This is a genomic window from Pseudomonas sp. GW821-FHT02A08 (assembly GCF_059422045.1).
Map to the genome: position 1 here is coordinate 1 of NZ_JBWKWD010000065.1, position 15,595 is coordinate 15,595.

The 15,595-nt window shown below is 62.1% G+C and carries 14 protein-coding genes; 11 read left to right on the plus strand and 3 right to left on the minus strand.

Annotation, left to right across the window (positions count from 1 at the left end):
* The first annotated feature begins 342 nt into the window (after positions 1-342).
* The 9 genes from paaA (at position 343) to paaZ (ending at position 9,713) form a co-directional block, all read left to right on the plus strand.
* The gene (gene paaA / locus AC07W4_RS27085; protein ID WP_495034631.1) at positions 343-1,332 is read left to right on the plus strand and encodes a 1,2-phenylacetyl-CoA epoxidase subunit PaaA; all 990 of its coding nucleotides are present in this window, start codon (positions 343-345) and stop codon (positions 1,330-1,332) included.
* A 131-nt stretch (positions 1,333-1,463) separates the two neighbouring features.
* Positions 1,464-1,745 carry a 1,2-phenylacetyl-CoA epoxidase subunit PaaB gene (gene paaB, locus AC07W4_RS27090; protein ID WP_007943393.1) on the plus strand — a complete coding sequence of 94 codons (282 nt, stop codon included), beginning with the start codon at positions 1,464-1,466 and terminating at the stop codon, positions 1,743-1,745.
* A gap of 8 nt (positions 1,746-1,753) precedes the next feature.
* Entirely contained in the window at positions 1,754-2,515 is a 762-nt protein-coding gene (gene paaC / locus AC07W4_RS27095; protein WP_495034632.1) for a 1,2-phenylacetyl-CoA epoxidase subunit PaaC, read from the plus strand.
* A complete protein-coding gene (gene paaD, locus AC07W4_RS27100) occupies positions 2,502-3,035 on the plus strand; it encodes a 1,2-phenylacetyl-CoA epoxidase subunit PaaD (RefSeq protein WP_495034633.1) in 534 nt (177 codons plus the stop codon). The genes paaC and paaD overlap by 14 nt, the downstream gene beginning before the upstream one ends.
* Before the next feature lie 34 nt (positions 3,036-3,069).
* A complete protein-coding gene (gene paaE, locus AC07W4_RS27105; protein WP_495034634.1) occupies positions 3,070-4,146 on the plus strand; it encodes a 1,2-phenylacetyl-CoA epoxidase subunit PaaE in 1,077 nt (358 codons plus the stop codon).
* A 199-nt stretch (positions 4,147-4,345) separates the two neighbouring features.
* Positions 4,346-4,654, plus strand: a complete 309-nt coding sequence (locus AC07W4_RS27110) for a DUF485 domain-containing protein (RefSeq protein ID WP_057397526.1) — start codon at positions 4,346-4,348, stop codon at positions 4,652-4,654.
* Complete coding sequence (locus tag AC07W4_RS27115; protein ID WP_495034635.1) at positions 4,651-6,297, plus strand: cation acetate symporter; 1,647 nt, start codon at positions 4,651-4,653, stop codon at positions 6,295-6,297. The genes AC07W4_RS27110 and AC07W4_RS27115 overlap by 4 nt, the downstream gene beginning before the upstream one ends.
* Positions 6,298-6,331: 34 nt before the next feature.
* On the plus strand, positions 6,332-7,585 hold the full coding sequence (locus AC07W4_RS27120) for an OprD family porin (RefSeq protein ID WP_495034636.1): 1,254 nt from the start codon (positions 6,332-6,334) through the stop codon (positions 7,583-7,585).
* 58 nt (positions 7,586-7,643) lie between these two features.
* The gene (paaZ, locus tag AC07W4_RS27125; protein ID WP_495034637.1) at positions 7,644-9,713 is read left to right on the plus strand and encodes a phenylacetic acid degradation bifunctional protein PaaZ; all 2,070 of its coding nucleotides are present in this window, start codon (positions 7,644-7,646) and stop codon (positions 9,711-9,713) included.
* A 110-nt stretch (positions 9,714-9,823) separates the two neighbouring features.
* On the opposite strand, the gene AC07W4_RS27130 is transcribed toward paaZ, so the two are convergent.
* The 3 genes from AC07W4_RS27130 to AC07W4_RS27140 are packed head-to-tail and all read right to left on the minus strand — an operon-like array spanning position 9,824 to position 13,293.
* Entirely contained in the window at positions 9,824-10,732 is a 909-nt protein-coding gene (locus AC07W4_RS27130; RefSeq protein ID WP_495034638.1) for a helix-turn-helix domain-containing protein, read from the minus strand.
* Positions 10,729-12,147, minus strand: a complete 1,419-nt coding sequence (locus AC07W4_RS27135) for an aminotransferase (protein WP_495034639.1) — start codon at positions 12,145-12,147, stop codon at positions 10,729-10,731. The genes AC07W4_RS27130 and AC07W4_RS27135 overlap by 4 nt, the downstream gene beginning before the upstream one ends.
* Before the next feature lie 39 nt (positions 12,148-12,186).
* Positions 12,187-13,293 carry a polyamine ABC transporter substrate-binding protein gene (locus AC07W4_RS27140; protein ID WP_495034640.1) on the minus strand — a complete coding sequence of 369 codons (1,107 nt, stop codon included), beginning with the start codon at positions 13,291-13,293 and terminating at the stop codon, positions 12,187-12,189.
* Between the two features lie 216 nt (positions 13,294-13,509).
* On the opposite strand from AC07W4_RS27140, the gene AC07W4_RS27145 reads away from it, so the two are divergent.
* Both AC07W4_RS27145 and AC07W4_RS27150 read left to right on the plus strand, forming a co-directional pair.
* A complete protein-coding gene (locus tag AC07W4_RS27145; protein ID WP_495034641.1) occupies positions 13,510-14,292 on the plus strand; it encodes an enoyl-CoA hydratase-related protein in 783 nt (260 codons plus the stop codon).
* On the plus strand, positions 14,289-15,470 hold the full coding sequence (locus AC07W4_RS27150; RefSeq protein ID WP_008049801.1) for an acetyl-CoA C-acyltransferase family protein: 1,182 nt from the start codon (positions 14,289-14,291) through the stop codon (positions 15,468-15,470). The genes AC07W4_RS27145 and AC07W4_RS27150 overlap by 4 nt, the downstream gene beginning before the upstream one ends.
* The last annotated feature ends 125 nt before the right edge of the window (positions 15,471-15,595 follow it).

Consider the following 15,595-nt stretch of genomic DNA (forward strand, 5'->3'; position numbering starts at 1 on the left):
CACCACTCATCAGGCCGAGCGTTAGCTCGCCTGCCGCTCTTGATCTTGATCCACCCGCCCCCTCGGCAGGCTGAGCGAGGGGCCGTACGTAAGGGGCAAGACTTTTTGGTTCCTTTTGGCTGGGCCGGCACTCCGGGCGTTTGACAAAAGGGACTCGCCGTAAGGGCGAAACCGCCAGCCGCCACTATCTCAAAAACGGATATGCCCCTTCCTCAAAGAACAACCTTCCTTCAAAGCGATACAAAAAACAAATACGACACGTCATTTTGTGTTTGATATTAAATTCTGTATCGCTTATAAAGTCCCTATGCCCCAGAACAGATTCAAGGCGGGAACTCAAAAATGTACGCACAGCTAGTAGAAACAGGCGTAAAGCGCATCAAGGACCTCTCGGAAATGTCCGACCAGGAACGCGCCTTCCAGGAAAAAATCGATTCAGAAATAAAGATCGAAGCCAAGAACTGGATGCCAGATGCCTACCGCCAGACCCTGATCCGACAGATTTCCCAGCACGCCCACTCCGAAATCGTCGGCATGCTTCCCGAAGGCAACTGGGTCACCCGCGCGCCGTCGCTCAAACGCAAACTGCAACTGATGGCCAAGATCCAGGACGAAGCCGGCCACGGCCTGTACCTGTACAGCGCCATGGAAACCCTGGGCGCCGACCGCGATGAAGAGATCGACAAACTGCACAACGGCAAGGCCAAGTACTCGAGCATCTTCAATTACCCGACGCTGAACTGGGCCGACATGGGCGCGGTGGGCTGGCTGGTCGATGGCGCGGCGATCGTCAACCAGGTGGTGCTGCAGCGCACCTCCTACGGCCCGTATTCCCGGGCGATGATCCGCATCTGCAAGGAAGAGAGCTTCCACCAGCGCCAGGGCTACGAAATCCTCCTGACCATGATGCGCCACGGTAACCAGGCGCAAAAAGACATGGTCCAGGACGCGATCAACCGCCTGTGGTGGCCGTCGTTGATGATGTTTGGCCCGAGCGACGAACACTCGCCGAACAGCGCCCAGTCCATGGCCTGGAAAATCAAGCGCCAGAGCAACGACGAGCTGCGTCAGCGCTTCATCGACCAGACCATCCCGCAACTGGAATTGCTGGGCTGCACCTGCCCTGACCCGGACCTGAAGTGGAACGCTGAGCGCGGTCACTACGATTTCGGCGAAATCCAGTGGAACGAATTCTACGAAGTGCTCAAGGGCAACGGCCCGTGCAACCAGGAACGCGTCGCCACCCGCCGCAAGGCGATGGAAGACGGTGCCTGGGTCCGTGAAGCCGCCGTCGCCCATGCCCGCAAAAAACAAAACAAGAACGCCGCGTAAGTCAAACCGCCCCCCTGTAGGAGCTGCCGAAGGCTGCGATCTTTTGATCTTGATCTTCAGCGACTCCAAAGCCGCTAAAAGATCGCAGCCTGCGGCAGCTCCTACAGAAGCAATGATCTGGAGTGAATGTCATGTCCGAGTGGACCCTCTTCGAAGTCTTCGTGCGCAGCAAGCACGGCCTCAACCACAAGCACGTCGGCAGCGTGCATGCCGCCGACACCACCATGGCCATCGAGAACGCGCGCGAGCTCTACACCCGTCGCAGCGAAGGCGTGAGCCTGTGGGTGGTGCCTTCGGCATTGATCACCGCTTCGTCGCCGGATGAAAAAGACCCGTTGTTCGATCCATCGGACGACAAGGTCTACCGCCACGCCAGCTTCTACGAGCTGCCGGCCGAAGTCGGGCACATGTGAGGTCGACCATGGACAACAAGACTGATCTGATCGAATACCTGCTGCGCCTCGGCGACAGCGCCCTGATCCAGGGCCAGCGCCTGTGCCAATGGTGTGGCAAGGCCCCGGCGCTGGAAGAAGAGCTGGCGCTGATGAACGTCGGCCTCGACCTGGTGGGTCAGGCGCGCAACTGGCTGGAATACGCCGCTGAACTGCTGGACGACGGCCGCGACGCCGATCACCTGGCGTTCCGCCGTGACGAGCGCGCATACCGCAACCTGCTGCTGGTGGAACAACCCAACGGCGACTTCGCGGTGACCATGCTCAAGCAGTTCCTCTTTGACGCCTGGCATCTGCCGGTGCTGCAGGGCCTGAGCCAGTCCAGCGACCAACGCATTGCGGGGATCGCCGCCAAGGCGGTGAAGGAAGTGACCTACCACCTGCGCCGCTCCGGCGAGTGGATCGAGCGTATGGGTGACGGTACCGAGGAAAGCCACAAGCGCATGCTCGCGGCCATCCCTGAAGTCTGGCGCTTCACCGTCGAACTGATCGCCGCCGATGACAGCGAACAGCGCCTGTGCGAAGCCGGCATCACCCCGGACATCGCCAACGTGGCCGCCCAGTGGCAGGCCAGGGTCGAGCAGATTTTCACCAGCGCCACCCTGCCCGTTCCCGCGGCGCCGAACTACTTCTACCTGAATGCACGCAAGGGCCTGCACACAGAACACTTAGGGATCCTGCTGGCCGAAATGCAGTGCCTGCCACGAGCGTACCCCGATGCAACCTGGTGAGCTGATCGCCAGCGACCTCGGCGCACGGCCGGCGGGGCCGACCGACCTGGCTGTCGCGTGGGCGATTCTGGCAGAGGTCATGGACCCGGAAGTGCCGGTGGTCAGCGTGGTCGACCTGGGCATCGTCCGCGACCTGGACTGGCAGGCCGGTCACCTTCACGTGGTGGTCACGCCGACCTACTCCGGCTGCCCGGCCACCGAAGTGATCGAGAGCGATATTCGCGAGGCCCTGGAACTGGCCGGATTCAAGGCGCCGCAATTGGAGCGCAAATTGACCCCGGCCTGGACCACCGACTGGATCAGCGACAGCGGTCGCGAACGCCTGCACGCCTACGGCATCGCACCGCCCGAGGGCAGCACCAGCAAACGTAGCCTGCTCGGCGAAAGCCCGCAGGTCGTGTGCCCGCAATGCGGCAGCACCCACACCGAGGTCCTCAGCGAGTTCGGCTCCACCGCCTGCAAGGCCCTGTACCGCTGCGTCGATTGCCGGGAACCGTTCGACTATTTCAAGTGCATCTGAGCGGCGAATCGGCCGTCCCAGCTGGAGAACAACAATGAGCAAATTTCACAGCCTGACCATCAAGGACGTGCGCGCCGAGACCCGTGACGCGGTGTCCATCGCCTTCGAGATTCCGCAGCACCTGCAAGACAGCTTTCATTTCACCCAGGGCCAGCACCTGGTGATGCGCACCCAGCTGGACGGCGAAGAAGTACGTCGTTCCTATTCGATCTGCACCGGGGTTAACGACGGTGAGCTGCGCATCGCCGTCAAGCGTGTTACCGGCGGACGCTTCTCGGCGTTTGCCAACGAACAGCTGAAAGCCGGGCACACTTTGGAAGTGATGCCGCCGGCCGGGCACTTCTGCGTCGAGCTCGACCCGGCGCGCCATGGCAACTACCTGGCCGTGGCGGCCGGCAGCGGCATCACGCCGATCCTGTCGATCATCAAGTCCACCCTGCAAACCGAGCCCCACAGCCGCGTCACCCTGCTGTACGGCAACCGCTCCAGCTCCGGCGCACTGTTCCGCGAGCAACTGGAAGACCTGAAGAACCGCTACCTGCAACGTCTGAACCTGATCTTCGTGTTCAGCCGCGAGCAGCAGGACGTCGACCTGTACAACGGCCGGATCAACGCCGACAAGTGCGAGCAACTGTTCAGCCGCTGGCTCGACGTCAAGGCCCTCGACGCCGCGTTCATCTGCGGCCCGCAGGAGATGACCGAGACCGTGCGCGACAGTCTCAAGTCCAAGGGCATGCAACCTGAGCGGATCCATTTCGAACTGTTCGCCGCCGCCGGCAGCGAGCAAAAACGCGCCGCCCGTGAAGCCGCCCGTCAAGTGGATGCGGCGGTCAGCCAGATCACCGTGATCAGCGACGGTCGCGCCCTGGCCTTCGACCTGCCGCGCAACAGCCAGAGCATCCTCGATGCGGGTAACGAGCAAGGTGCGGAGCTGCCCTACTCGTGCAAGGCCGGCGTGTGCTCGACCTGCAAATGCAAGGTCATCGAGGGTGAAGTGGAAATGGACAGCAACCACGCCCTGGAAGACTACGAAGTGGCCGCCGGTTACGTGCTGTCGTGCCAGGCCTTCCCGATCAGCAACAAGGTGGTGCTGGATTTCGATCAGCTTTGATATCCCGTTTTCAGGAACAACCACAAAACCTGTGGGAGCGGCGGTGCGACGATTCGACTTGCCCGCGATAGCGGTAGTTCAGTCACCAGCGATGTTGAATGTGATGGCCTCATCGCGGGCAAGCCCGCTCCCACAGTTTCGGTGATCCACCCGAATCCCCCGTTTCACCCCACAACAAAAACAACAAAGGAGAGTCACCATGAGCCCGCAAGACATAGAACTCATCGGCCAGCACCCGGATTTCATCCAGCTGGTTCGTCGCAAACAGAAGCTGTACTGGTCACTGAGCCTGGCCATGTTGGTGATCTATTACGGCTTCGTGCTGCTGGTGGCTTTCTCCCCCTCTACCCTCGGCCAATCCCTGAGCGGCGGCGTGACCACCGTGGGCATGCTGGTGGGTGTCGTGATCGTCGGGCTGGCCTTCGCGCTGACCGGTTTCTATGTCTATCGCGCCAACAACGTGATCGATCCTTTGAATGAAAAACTCAAGCAGGAGTGCGCCCGATGAGCCGCCTTCTTGCCTTGTTCCTGCTGCCGCTGGCGGTGGTCACTGATTTGGCTGTGGCCGCCGATGGCGTCTCCCGCCCACTGAACTGGAACGCCATTGGCATGTTCCTGGTGTTCGTGCTGTTCACACTTGGCGTGACGCGCTGGGCGGCACTTCGCACCCGCTCCACCAGCGACTTTTATACCGCTGGCGGCGGCATGACCGGTTTCCAGAACGGTCTGGCGATTGCCGGCGACATGATCTCGGCCGCCTCGTTCCTCGGCATCTCGGCGATGATGTTCCTCAATGGCTACGACGGTTTACTCTACGCCCTGGGCGTTCTGGCCGGTTGGCCGATCATCCTGTTCCTGATTGCCGAACGCCTGCGCAACCTCGGCAAATACACCTTTGCCGACGTGGTGTCCTATCGCCTGGAACAGACCCCGGTGCGCCTGACCTCGGCCTTCGGCACCCTGACAGTGGCCCTGATGTACCTGGTGGCGCAGATGGTCGGTGCCGGCAAGCTGATCGAACTGTTGTTCGGCATCGACTACCTCTATGCAGTGATGCTGGTCGGCGTGTTGATGGTGTTCTACGTGACCTTCGGCGGCATGCTCGCCACCACCTGGGTGCAGATCATCAAGGCGGTGATGCTGTTGTTCGGCACCAGTTTCATGGCGTTCATGGTGCTCAAGCACTTCGGCTTCAGCACTGAAGCGATGTTTGCCGGTGCCACCGCCGTGCATGCCAAGGGCAACGCGATCATGGCCCCCGGCGGCTTGCTGTCCAACCCGATCGACGCGATTTCCCTAGGGCTGGGCATGATGTTCGGCACCGCCGGCCTGCCGCACATCCTGATGCGTTTCTTCACCGTCAGCGATGCCAAGGAAGCGCGTAAAAGCGTGTTCTACGCCACCGGTTTCATCGGCTACTTCTACTTGCTGCTGATCATCGTCGGCTTCGGCGCCATCGTCATGGTCGGCACCGATCCGGCCTTCCGTGACGCCAGCGGCGCGATCATCGGCGGCGGCAACATGGTCGCCGTGCACCTGGCCCACGCGGTAGGCGGCAACCTGTTCCTCGGCTTCATCTCGGCGGTCGCCTTCGCCACCATCCTGGCGGTGGTTGCCGGGCTGGCGCTGTCCGGCGCCTCGGCGGTGTCCCATGACCTGTATGCCTGCGTGATGCGCAAGGGCCAGGCCAGCGAGCAACAAGAGATGCGCGTGTCGCGAATCGCCACCCTGTGCATCGGTGTGCTGGCGATCATCCTCGGCCTGCTGTTCGAGTCGCAGAACATCGCCTTCCTCTCGGGACTGGTGCTGGCCATCGCCGCGTCGGTGAATTTCCCGGTGCTGTTCCTCTCGATGTACTGGAAAGGCCTGACCACCCGTGGCGCTGTCCTCGGCAGTCTGTCCGGCCTGGTCTCGGCAATTGTCCTGCTGGTGCTGAGCCCGGCGGTGTGGGTCAACGTGATGCATCACGACAAGGCGCTGTTCCCGTATTCCAACCCGGCGCTGTTTTCCATGAGCCTGGCGTTCTTCAGTGCATGGCTGTTTTCCGTCACCGACACCTCGCCCCGTGCAGCCCTTGAGCGTGGCCGTTATCTGGCGCAGTTCATCCGCTCGATGACCGGCATCGGTGCCACCGGCGCCAGCAAACACTAAACGACGACCGAACAGTTGGCAGGGAATAAAAATAATGACACCCGCACGTACCACGTCTTTTGAATCACTGTTTTCGCTGGCCGCCGCATTGAGTCTGCCCATGATCGCCCCTTGCGCCATGGCCGACTTCATCGGCGACAGCAAGGCCCGTATTGACATGCGCAACCACTACATCAATCGCGATTTCCGTCAGCACAACGCGCCGCAATCCAGGGCCGAAGAATGGGCCCAGGGCTTCACTGCGCGCATCGAGTCCGGGTTCACCGACGGCACCTTCGGCTTCGGTCTCGACGCACTGGGCGAATTGGGGCTCAAGCTCGACTCCAGCCCGGACCGCCGTGGCACCGGACTGCTACCGTTTGGTCCGCAGAGCCATGAGCCCGACGACGAGTACAGCGAGCTGGGCCTGACCGGCAAAGTGCGGGTCTCCAAAAGCGTGTTGAAGCTCGGTACTCTGCAACCCTTGTTGCCGGTCGCGACCTACAACGACACGCGCCTGCTGGGTTCGACCTTTGAAGGTGGCCTGTTGACCAGCCAGGAAATCGACGGCCTGACGGTCAATGCCGGGCGCCTGACCAAGGCCAACCTGCGGGACTCCTCCAGCAACGATGACATCGGTTTCGGCGCCGCCACCAGCGATAGCTTCGACTTCGGCGGCGGCAGCTACGCGTTCAGTCCACAACTGAACCTGAGCTACTACTACGGCAAGCTCGACCAGATCTATCGCCAGCAATTCGCCGGGCTGGTGCATACGCAACCACTGGGCAACGGTTTCAACCTGCGCAGCGACCTGCGTTACTTCGACAGTCGCGGTGACGGCGCCGAGCGGGCCGGGCGTATCGACAACCGCAACTTCAACAGCATGTTCACGGTGTCCCACGGTGCCCACAAGGTCAGTGCCGCTTACCAGCAACTGTCCGGCGTCAGCGCCTTTCCGTTCCTCAACGGCGGCGATCCGTACGTGGTCAACCTGGTGACCTTCAACACCTTTACCCGTGCCGAGGAGGATTCCTGGCAGCTGCGTTACGACTATGACTTCGCGGCGCAAGGCATTCCCGGCCTGACCTTCATGACCCGCTACACCGATGGTCGCCACGTCAAGGCCGGCACCGTCGACAACGGAAGCGAATGGGAGCGCGACACCGATATCAGCTACGTCATCCAGAGCGGTGTGCTCAAGAACGTCAGCCTGCGCTGGCGCAACGTGACCTTCCGTTCCGGCAATGGCTTGACGACCGACCTCGATGAGAACCGCTTGATCGTCGGCTACACCCTGGCGCTTTGGTAATTCCGAAAGGGCGCGGCCACCGCCGCGCCACAACCCTTCATCACCTGGAGCAATCGTGATGTCCTCTTCACCTGCACTGCATGCCCCTACCCTGCAGAGTTTCATCGCCGGTCGCTGGATCGGCCAACAGGGCGCACAAGTACTGCGCAGCGCCATCGACGGCCATGAAATCGCCCGCACCCATGAGGAGCGCCCGGACTTCGCCGAAGCCATCGAGCACGGCCGTCGCCAGGGCGTCAGCGGCTTGATGGCGCTGGACTTCCAGCAGCGCGCCCAGCGTCTCAAGGCCCTGGCCCTGTACCTGAGCGAGCGCAAGGAACAGCTCTACGCGATTTCCCACCACAGCGGCGCGACCCGTGCCGACAGCTGGATCGATATCGAAGGCGGCAACAGCACGCTGTTCACCTACGCCAGCCTCGGCTCCCGCGAACTGCCATCGGGCAACATCGTCCACGAAGGCCCGGCGATGCAGCTGAGCAAAATGGGCACCTTCGCCGGCACGCACATCCTGGTGCCTCGCGGTGGCCTGGCGGTACACATCAACGCGTTCAACTTCCCGATCTGGGGCATGCTGGAAAAGTTCGCGCCGAGCTTCCTCGCCGGCATGCCGTGCATCGTCAAACCGGCCAGCGCCACCAGCTACCTGACCGAAGCCGTGGTGCGCCTGATGGATGAATCCGGCCTGCTGCCGGCGGGCAGCCTGCAACTGATCATCGGCGGCACCGGCGACCTGCTCGACCGCCTGCAGGGCCAGGACGTGGTGACCTTCACCGGTTCCGCCGACACGGCGGCCAAGCTGCGGGTCAATCCGAACCTGATCCGCAACTCGGTGCCGTTCACCGCCGAAGCCGACTCGCTGAACTGCGCCATTCTCGCCCCGGACGTGACCCCGGACGACGAAGAATTCGAGCTGTTCATCAAGGAAGTCGCCCGGGAAATGACCACCAAGGCCGGGCAGAAATGCACCGCCATCCGCCGCGCCATCGTGCCGGCCAAACACATGGACGCGGTTGCTACCCGCCTGCGCGATCGCCTGGCCAAAGTGGTGGTCGGCGACCCGTCGGTGGAAGGCGTGCGCATGGGCGCACTGGCTTCCCACGATCAGCAGAAGGACGTGGCCGAGCGCCTGGAAGCCCTGTTGCAGAGCAGCGACATGCTGTTCGGCGCCCGCGACGGTTTCGAACCGCGCGGTGAAAACGTCGACAAAGGCGCCTTCTTTGCCCCGACCCTGTTGCAGGCCCGCGACCCGCACGCCGAAGGTGGTGCCCACAACATCGAAGCGTTCGGCCCGGTCAGCACCCTGATGGCCTACGACGATCTCGACGAAGCACTGGCCCTGGCCGCACGCGGTAAAGGCAGCCTGGTGGCCAGCCTGGTAACCAAGGACCCGCAAATTGCAGCCAAGGCCATCCCGGTCGCCGCTGCCTGGCACGGCCGTTTGCTGGTACTGGATCGTCACTCTGCTGGCGAATCCACCGGCCACGGCTCGCCGCTGCCACAACTCAAGCACGGCGGCCCGGGTCGTGCCGGTGGCGGTGAAGAACTCGGTGGGTTGCGTGCGGTGAAGCACTACCTGCAACGTGCTGCGGTGCAAGGTTCGCCGACCATGCTGGCGGCGGTCACCGGCGAATACGTGCGTGGCGCCAAGGTCATCGAAACTGACGTGCACCCGTTCCGTCGCCATTTCCAGGACCTGCAGATCGGCGAGTCGCTGCTGACTCACCGTCGCACCGTCACCGAAGCGGACCTGGTGAACTTCGGCTGCCTGTCGGGCGACCACTTCTACATGCACTTCGACGAGATCGCGGCCAAGGAATCGCAATTCGGCAAGCGCATCGCCCACGGTTATTTCGTACTGTCGGCAGCGGCCGGGTTGTTCGTATCCCCCGGCGTCGGCCCGGTGCTAGCCAACTACGGCCTGGACACCCTGCGCTTCATCAACCCGGTGGGCATCGGCGACACCATCCAGGCGCGCCTGACCTGCAAACGCAAGATCGACCAGGGCAAGAAGAGCCCGCAGGGCATCCCGCAAGGGGTGGTGGCGTGGGATGTGGAAGTGACCAACCAGTTGGGTGAGCTGGTGGCGAGCTATGACATTTTGACGTTGGTGGTCAAACGCGAGGATTGAATCTCATCCGGAATCCCTGTGGGCTGTGCTGGCCTCTTCGTCGGAGCGCCGCCCGGGGCAAGCCCGCTCCCACATTTGATCTCTGCTGGCTAAAGGTCTGTGGTCACCTCTCAATGCTTACGCAACCACTCGATAAACAGCGCAAACAACTCCGACTGCGAACCCACCTCCAGCTTCAGGTACAGGTTCTTGCGGTGCATGCGCACGGTTTCCGGCGAGATGTTCATCTGGCTGGCCGTGGATTTCACCGAATGCCCGCGCAATACCATATGCGCCACTTGCCGCTCACGCTCGGTGAGCAAGTCGCTGCCGAAATGCTCGAACGCCGACTGCACCCGGTGCTTGAGATCATCGCGCATGCCCTGGTCTTTATCGCACTGGATCTCGCCACTGCGCAGCAATCCACGCTGACTGAACTCACTGATGAACTCGCGCACCAATGGCTCAACGGCACGCAGCAGATTCAGCTGTTCGACGCTCAGGCATTCACCGCCGAAACCCTGATAGAGGCTGACGGAAATCTTCGTGTCATTGCCGGTATCGACGATGTAGTAGCTGTCTTCCGAGCAGCCCGCCTTCAGGTAATAGGATTTGTAGTAGTCACTGTCGAAGAAACTGTCCGGCGCAATTTCCTCCAGGTGATAGAACCCTTGCGCCAAGCCCTGTTCCACCGCCAGGCAGAACGGGTCGAGCAAATACCCCCCGGTAAAATAGCGCTCAAGAATCGAGACCTGATACTCCTGGGCAATCCCGCGCTGATGCAGCAACTGGGGCGCGCGGTCTTTGCGCTCCAGGCTGATCATCATCGACTCGACGGACACCAGCTGCGCCAACGCCGACGCCAGGTATTGCAAGGCGTCAGGCTCATCGACATGGGCGAATGCCTCGCGCATTCCCCCATGCCATTTGTGCAATGCCCCGAAGGGCACCGCGATCAGCGTATCGTCGTCTGGTTTGCTCATGCCCCGCAGTCTAGCGGCTGGACAAGCCCTTGGTAACAGCCTGACTGACGAAATCATTGGCCCGCGTACTGTCCGCTCGCTTCAAGCTCGGCGGCCACCTCCAGAATGCATTCGCGCAGGGTCTCGACGATTTCATCGACCTGGGCAAAGGTCAGGATCAACGGTGGCGACATCACGTTGAGGTGCATGATCGGCCGCACCAGCAACCCCCGGGCCTGGGCCCGCACGTGGATCTTCTCGCCGATGTTGATCTCGTCGGGGAACAGCGCCTTGGTGCGTTTATCGGCGACGAACTCCACGCAGGCCATGAGTTTCTGGCAGCGCACATCCCCCACCAGCGGCAAGTCCCGCAGGGTGGCCAGGCGCTCTTCCAGATAAGCCCCCACCGTGTCGACATGCTCCAGCAGGTTCTCCCGCTCGATGATTTCGATGTTCTTCAGCGCCGCCGTGCAGCACACCGGATGCCCGCTGTAAGTGAAACCGTGGGTGAAGCAGCGGCCCTTGCCCGGCTCGGCGATGACTTTCCAGATACGCTCGGAAAAGATGCACGCGCCCAGCGGCAAGTAGGCCGAGGTCAGGCCCTTGGCCGTGGTGATGATGTCGGGCTGCACGTCGAACACATCATAGGAGGCAAAGAACTTGCCCAGGCGCCCGAACGAGGTCACCACCTCGTCGGCGACGAACAGGATGTCGTAGCGCTGACAGATGTCCCACATGCGCTTGAGATAGCCCTGCGGCGGAATGATCACCCCGCCCGAGCCCATGATCGGCTCGGCGAAGAACCCGGCGACCTTGTCCGCGCCGATCGAGAGGATCTTGTCTTCGAATTCCTGGACCAGGAACTCAAGGAACTGCGCCTCGTCCATGCCATCGGGGGCACGGTACGGGTTGGGATTGGAGACGTGGTGGATCAGCGGGTTGGCGTAATCGAACTCCGGCACCCGGTCGGCGGCCTTGTTGCCGATCGACATGGTCAGGGTGGTGGAGCCGTGGTAGGCGTTGAACCGCGCAATGACGTGCTTCTTCTCGGGTTTGCCACGGCAGTTCTGGTAGTACTGGATCAACCGGTAGGCGGTGTCCACGGCGGTGGAGCCGCCGGTGGTCAGGAACACATGGTCGAGATCGCCGGGGGCCAGGCTGGCGAGTTTTTCGCACAGCTGAATCGCCACGTTGTTCGACATGTCGGAAAACGGATTGGAATAGGCCAGTTGCCGTACCTGATCGGCGATGGCCTCGGCCATTTCCTCACGGCCCAAACCAATGTTGGTGCACCACATGCCGCCCACCGCATCGAGAAAGCGGTTGCCCTGGGTGTCGTAGATGTAGGCGCCATCGCCGGCAACGATGTTCAACGAGCCTTGCTCGGCGTGTTCGTCGAACACGTGATAGCCGTGCATGTGATGGGCCTTGTCGGCCTTGACCAGCCGGGACTCGTCCGCTGGGGAAAAAACGCTGCGTGTTGGCGTCGCCATAAATGAACCTCTAACCGAAATGACTAACGATCGAACAAATCAGATGCCGCTTTTCACGGTGCTCCAGACCCGGGTAATCGCCCGCATGTCCTTGGCGTCCTGGGTCTTCTGCGGAAACAGCCGCTCGCGGGTTTGCGCGTCGGGGTAAATCGCCGGGTTGTTGCGTACATCGGCGCTCAACAAAGGCGTGGCGGCGGCGTTGCTGTTGGCGTAATTGATGAAGTCGCTCACATCCGCCATCACCTGCGGCTGCATCAGGTACTCAAGAAACTTGTGGGCATTGGCGACGTGGGGCGCGTCGGCCGGGATGTACATGTTGTCGAACCAGATCAGCGAGCCTTCCTTGGGGATGAAGTAGGCCAGGTCGATCTTCTTCTTGGCTTCTGCGGCGCGGGCCATGGCGGTGGCGTAGTCGCCGGACCAGGTCATGGCCATGCACACATCGCCGTTGGGCAGGCTGGTCAGGTAATTGACCGAGTCGAACTTGCGGATGTACGGTCGCACCGACAGCAGCAAGTCCTGGGCGGCTTTCAGATCTTCCGGTGTAGCGCTGCGTGGATCACGCCCCAGGTACTTCAGGGCCATGGGAATGACTTCGGTCGGGGCATCGAGCAGGGTCACGCCGCAATCGGCGAAGCGCGAGACGATCTTCGGATCGAAGATCATCGCCAGCGAGCCGATCGGCGCGTCCGGCATGCGTTCCTTGATCTTGTCGACGTTGTAGGTGACACCGTTGCTGCCCCAGGTATACGGCGCCGAGTACGTTGTGCCTGGATCATAGCCTTGCAGATCCTCCAGGACTTTCGGGTCCAGGTTGGCCCAGCCCGGCAGCTGTTTCTTGTCCAGCGGCTGGAACACCTTGGCCTTGATCAGCGGTGGCGCCAGGGACGCGTTCAACACAATCAGGTCATAGCCGGAGTGGCCGGTGAGCAATTTGGCCTGCACCGTTTCGTAGGCATCGAAGGTGTCGTAGATGACCTTGATGCCGGTGGCCTTTTCGAAGTCGGCCACGGTTTTTTCACCGATGTAATCCGCCCAGTTGTACAGCCGCAGCGTATTGCCGTCGTCCACTTGAGCGGCGTGGGCATGAAAGGCCAGCGGTACAACAAACAGACTGGAAATCACCTTAAGCAGCGTCTTGCCCATAGCAAATGCACCTTATAGCGAGTTCGGCTCTGGATGAGCGGATGCCCCCACTATTGGTCGATTCGCCGGGCGCGGCCATACCCCGAATGGGTGTGTGTCGCTTTTGGCACACCGACATGGCAAAAAGCGGCAGTGCAGTTGACCCGTTTTGCCATAGATCCGGAGTTTGTCCGGCGCTTAAAGTGGCAGCCCTGAACCGACCCTGCAGAGCCTGCGATGACCGACCTGATCAAACACGAGCGACACGACGGCGTGTTGACGCTGACCATCGAGCGCCCGGACAAGCTCAATGCGCTGAACAACGCCATGTACACGCAGCTGGCCGACCTGTTGCAGGCCGCCGACGAAGACGCGCAGACCGGCGTGATCATCATCACAGGCGGCCCGACCTGCTTTACCAGCGGCAATGACCTGGTGGATTTCCTGCAGAATCCGCCCACTCATCTGGACGCTCCGGCGTTCCACTTGATGAAGGTCGTCACGCGCCTGCAAAAACCGCTGATCGCGGCAGTCTGCGGGGCGGCCATCGGCATCGGCACCACCTTGCTGCTGCATTGCGATCAGGTACTGGTCACCCGCAACGCCAAGCTGCGCATGCCGTTCGTCAACATCGGCCTGTGCCCCGAATTCGGCGCCAGCCTGTTGCTGCCCCGCCGCCTCGGCCATGCCCGCGCCGCGAGCCTGCTCCTGTTGGGCAATGGCCTTGACGGCAACGAAGCGGTGGCCTGGGGCCTGGCCAACGAAGCCTTCGATGACGGCGAACAATGCCTGGCGGCGGCGACAAAAACCGCCCAGCGCTTTTTGGCCATGCCCCAGCAAGCCTTGCGCCAGTCCCGGCAGCTGATGAAACAGGCCTCCCTGGCCGAACTGGAAGCCACCCTGCGCGAAGAAAACACGCTGTTCATCCAGCGCCTGAATACCGACGAGGCGAAAACCGCCTTGAACGCCCTGCTCAATCGCAGTACAGATAAGAATCCACCGAAAGGAAACCAGCCATGAACACTCCAGAAATCTACGTCGTCAGCGCCGCCCGTACCGCCATCGGTACGTTCGGTGGTTCGCTCAAGGATGTGCCACTGGCCGACCTCGCGACCACGGCCGTGAAAGCCGCCCTGGAGCGAGCCGCCGTGGACCCGGCGCTCGTTGGCCATCTGGTGATGGGCAACGTGATCCCGACCGAAACCCGCGATGCCTACATCTCCCGCGTCGCGGCGATGAACGCCGGCATTCCGAAGGAAACCCCGGCCTACAACGTCAACCGCCTCTGCGGTTCGGGCCTGCAAGCGATCATCAACGCCGCCCAGACCCTGATGCTGGGCGATGCCGATATCGTCGTCGGCGCCGGTGCCGAATCCATGAGCCGTGGCCCGTACCTGATGCCGAGCGCCCGTTGGGGTTCGCGCATGGGCAACGCCCAGGTCATCGACTACATGCTCGGCATCCTGCATGACCCCTTCCATGGCATCCACATGGGCATCACCGCCGAGAACGTCGCTGCGCGCAACGGCATCACCCGTGAAATGCAGGACGCCCTGGCCCTGGAAGACCAGAAACGCGCGGCCCACGCGATTGCCAACGGCTACTTCAGCGAGCAGATCGCGACCGTGGAAATCCAGGATCGCAAAGGCGTCAAACTGTTCAGCGTCGACGAACACCCGCGCGCCACGTCCCTGGAACAACTGGCAGCCATGAAGCCGGCGTTCAAGAAGGACGGCTCGGTCACCGCCGGCAACGCCTCGGGCCTCAACGACGGCGCCGCCGCGCTTGTCATGGCCAGCGGCAACGCGGTCCAGGCCAACAACCTGAAACCCCTCGCCCGCCTGGTCAGCTACGCCCACGCCGGCGTCGAGCCGGAGTTCATGGGCCTGGGCCCGATCCCGGCCACGCGCCTGGCGCTCAAGCGCGCCGGCCTGACCGTCGCCGACCTGGACGTGATCGAAGCCAACATCGCCTTCGCCGCCCAGGCCTGCGCCGTCAGCCAGGAACTGGACCTCGACCCGGCCAAGGTAAACCCGAACGGTTCGGGCATCGCCCTGGGCCACCCGGTGGGCGCGACCGGCGCAATCATCGCCACCAAGGCCATCCACGAACTGCACCGCACCGGCGGCCGTTATGCACTGGTGACCATGTGCATCGGTGGCGGCCAGGGCATTGCGGCGATTTTTGAACGTGTCTAAGCCTGTACCATCCCCTGTAGATGCAACCTCTACAGGGATGCTGCGGTAATCAGCAGTACCTGTGGGAGCGGGCTTGCTCGCGAATGCGGAGTGTCAGGCAATGAAAATGTCGACTGACACTCCGC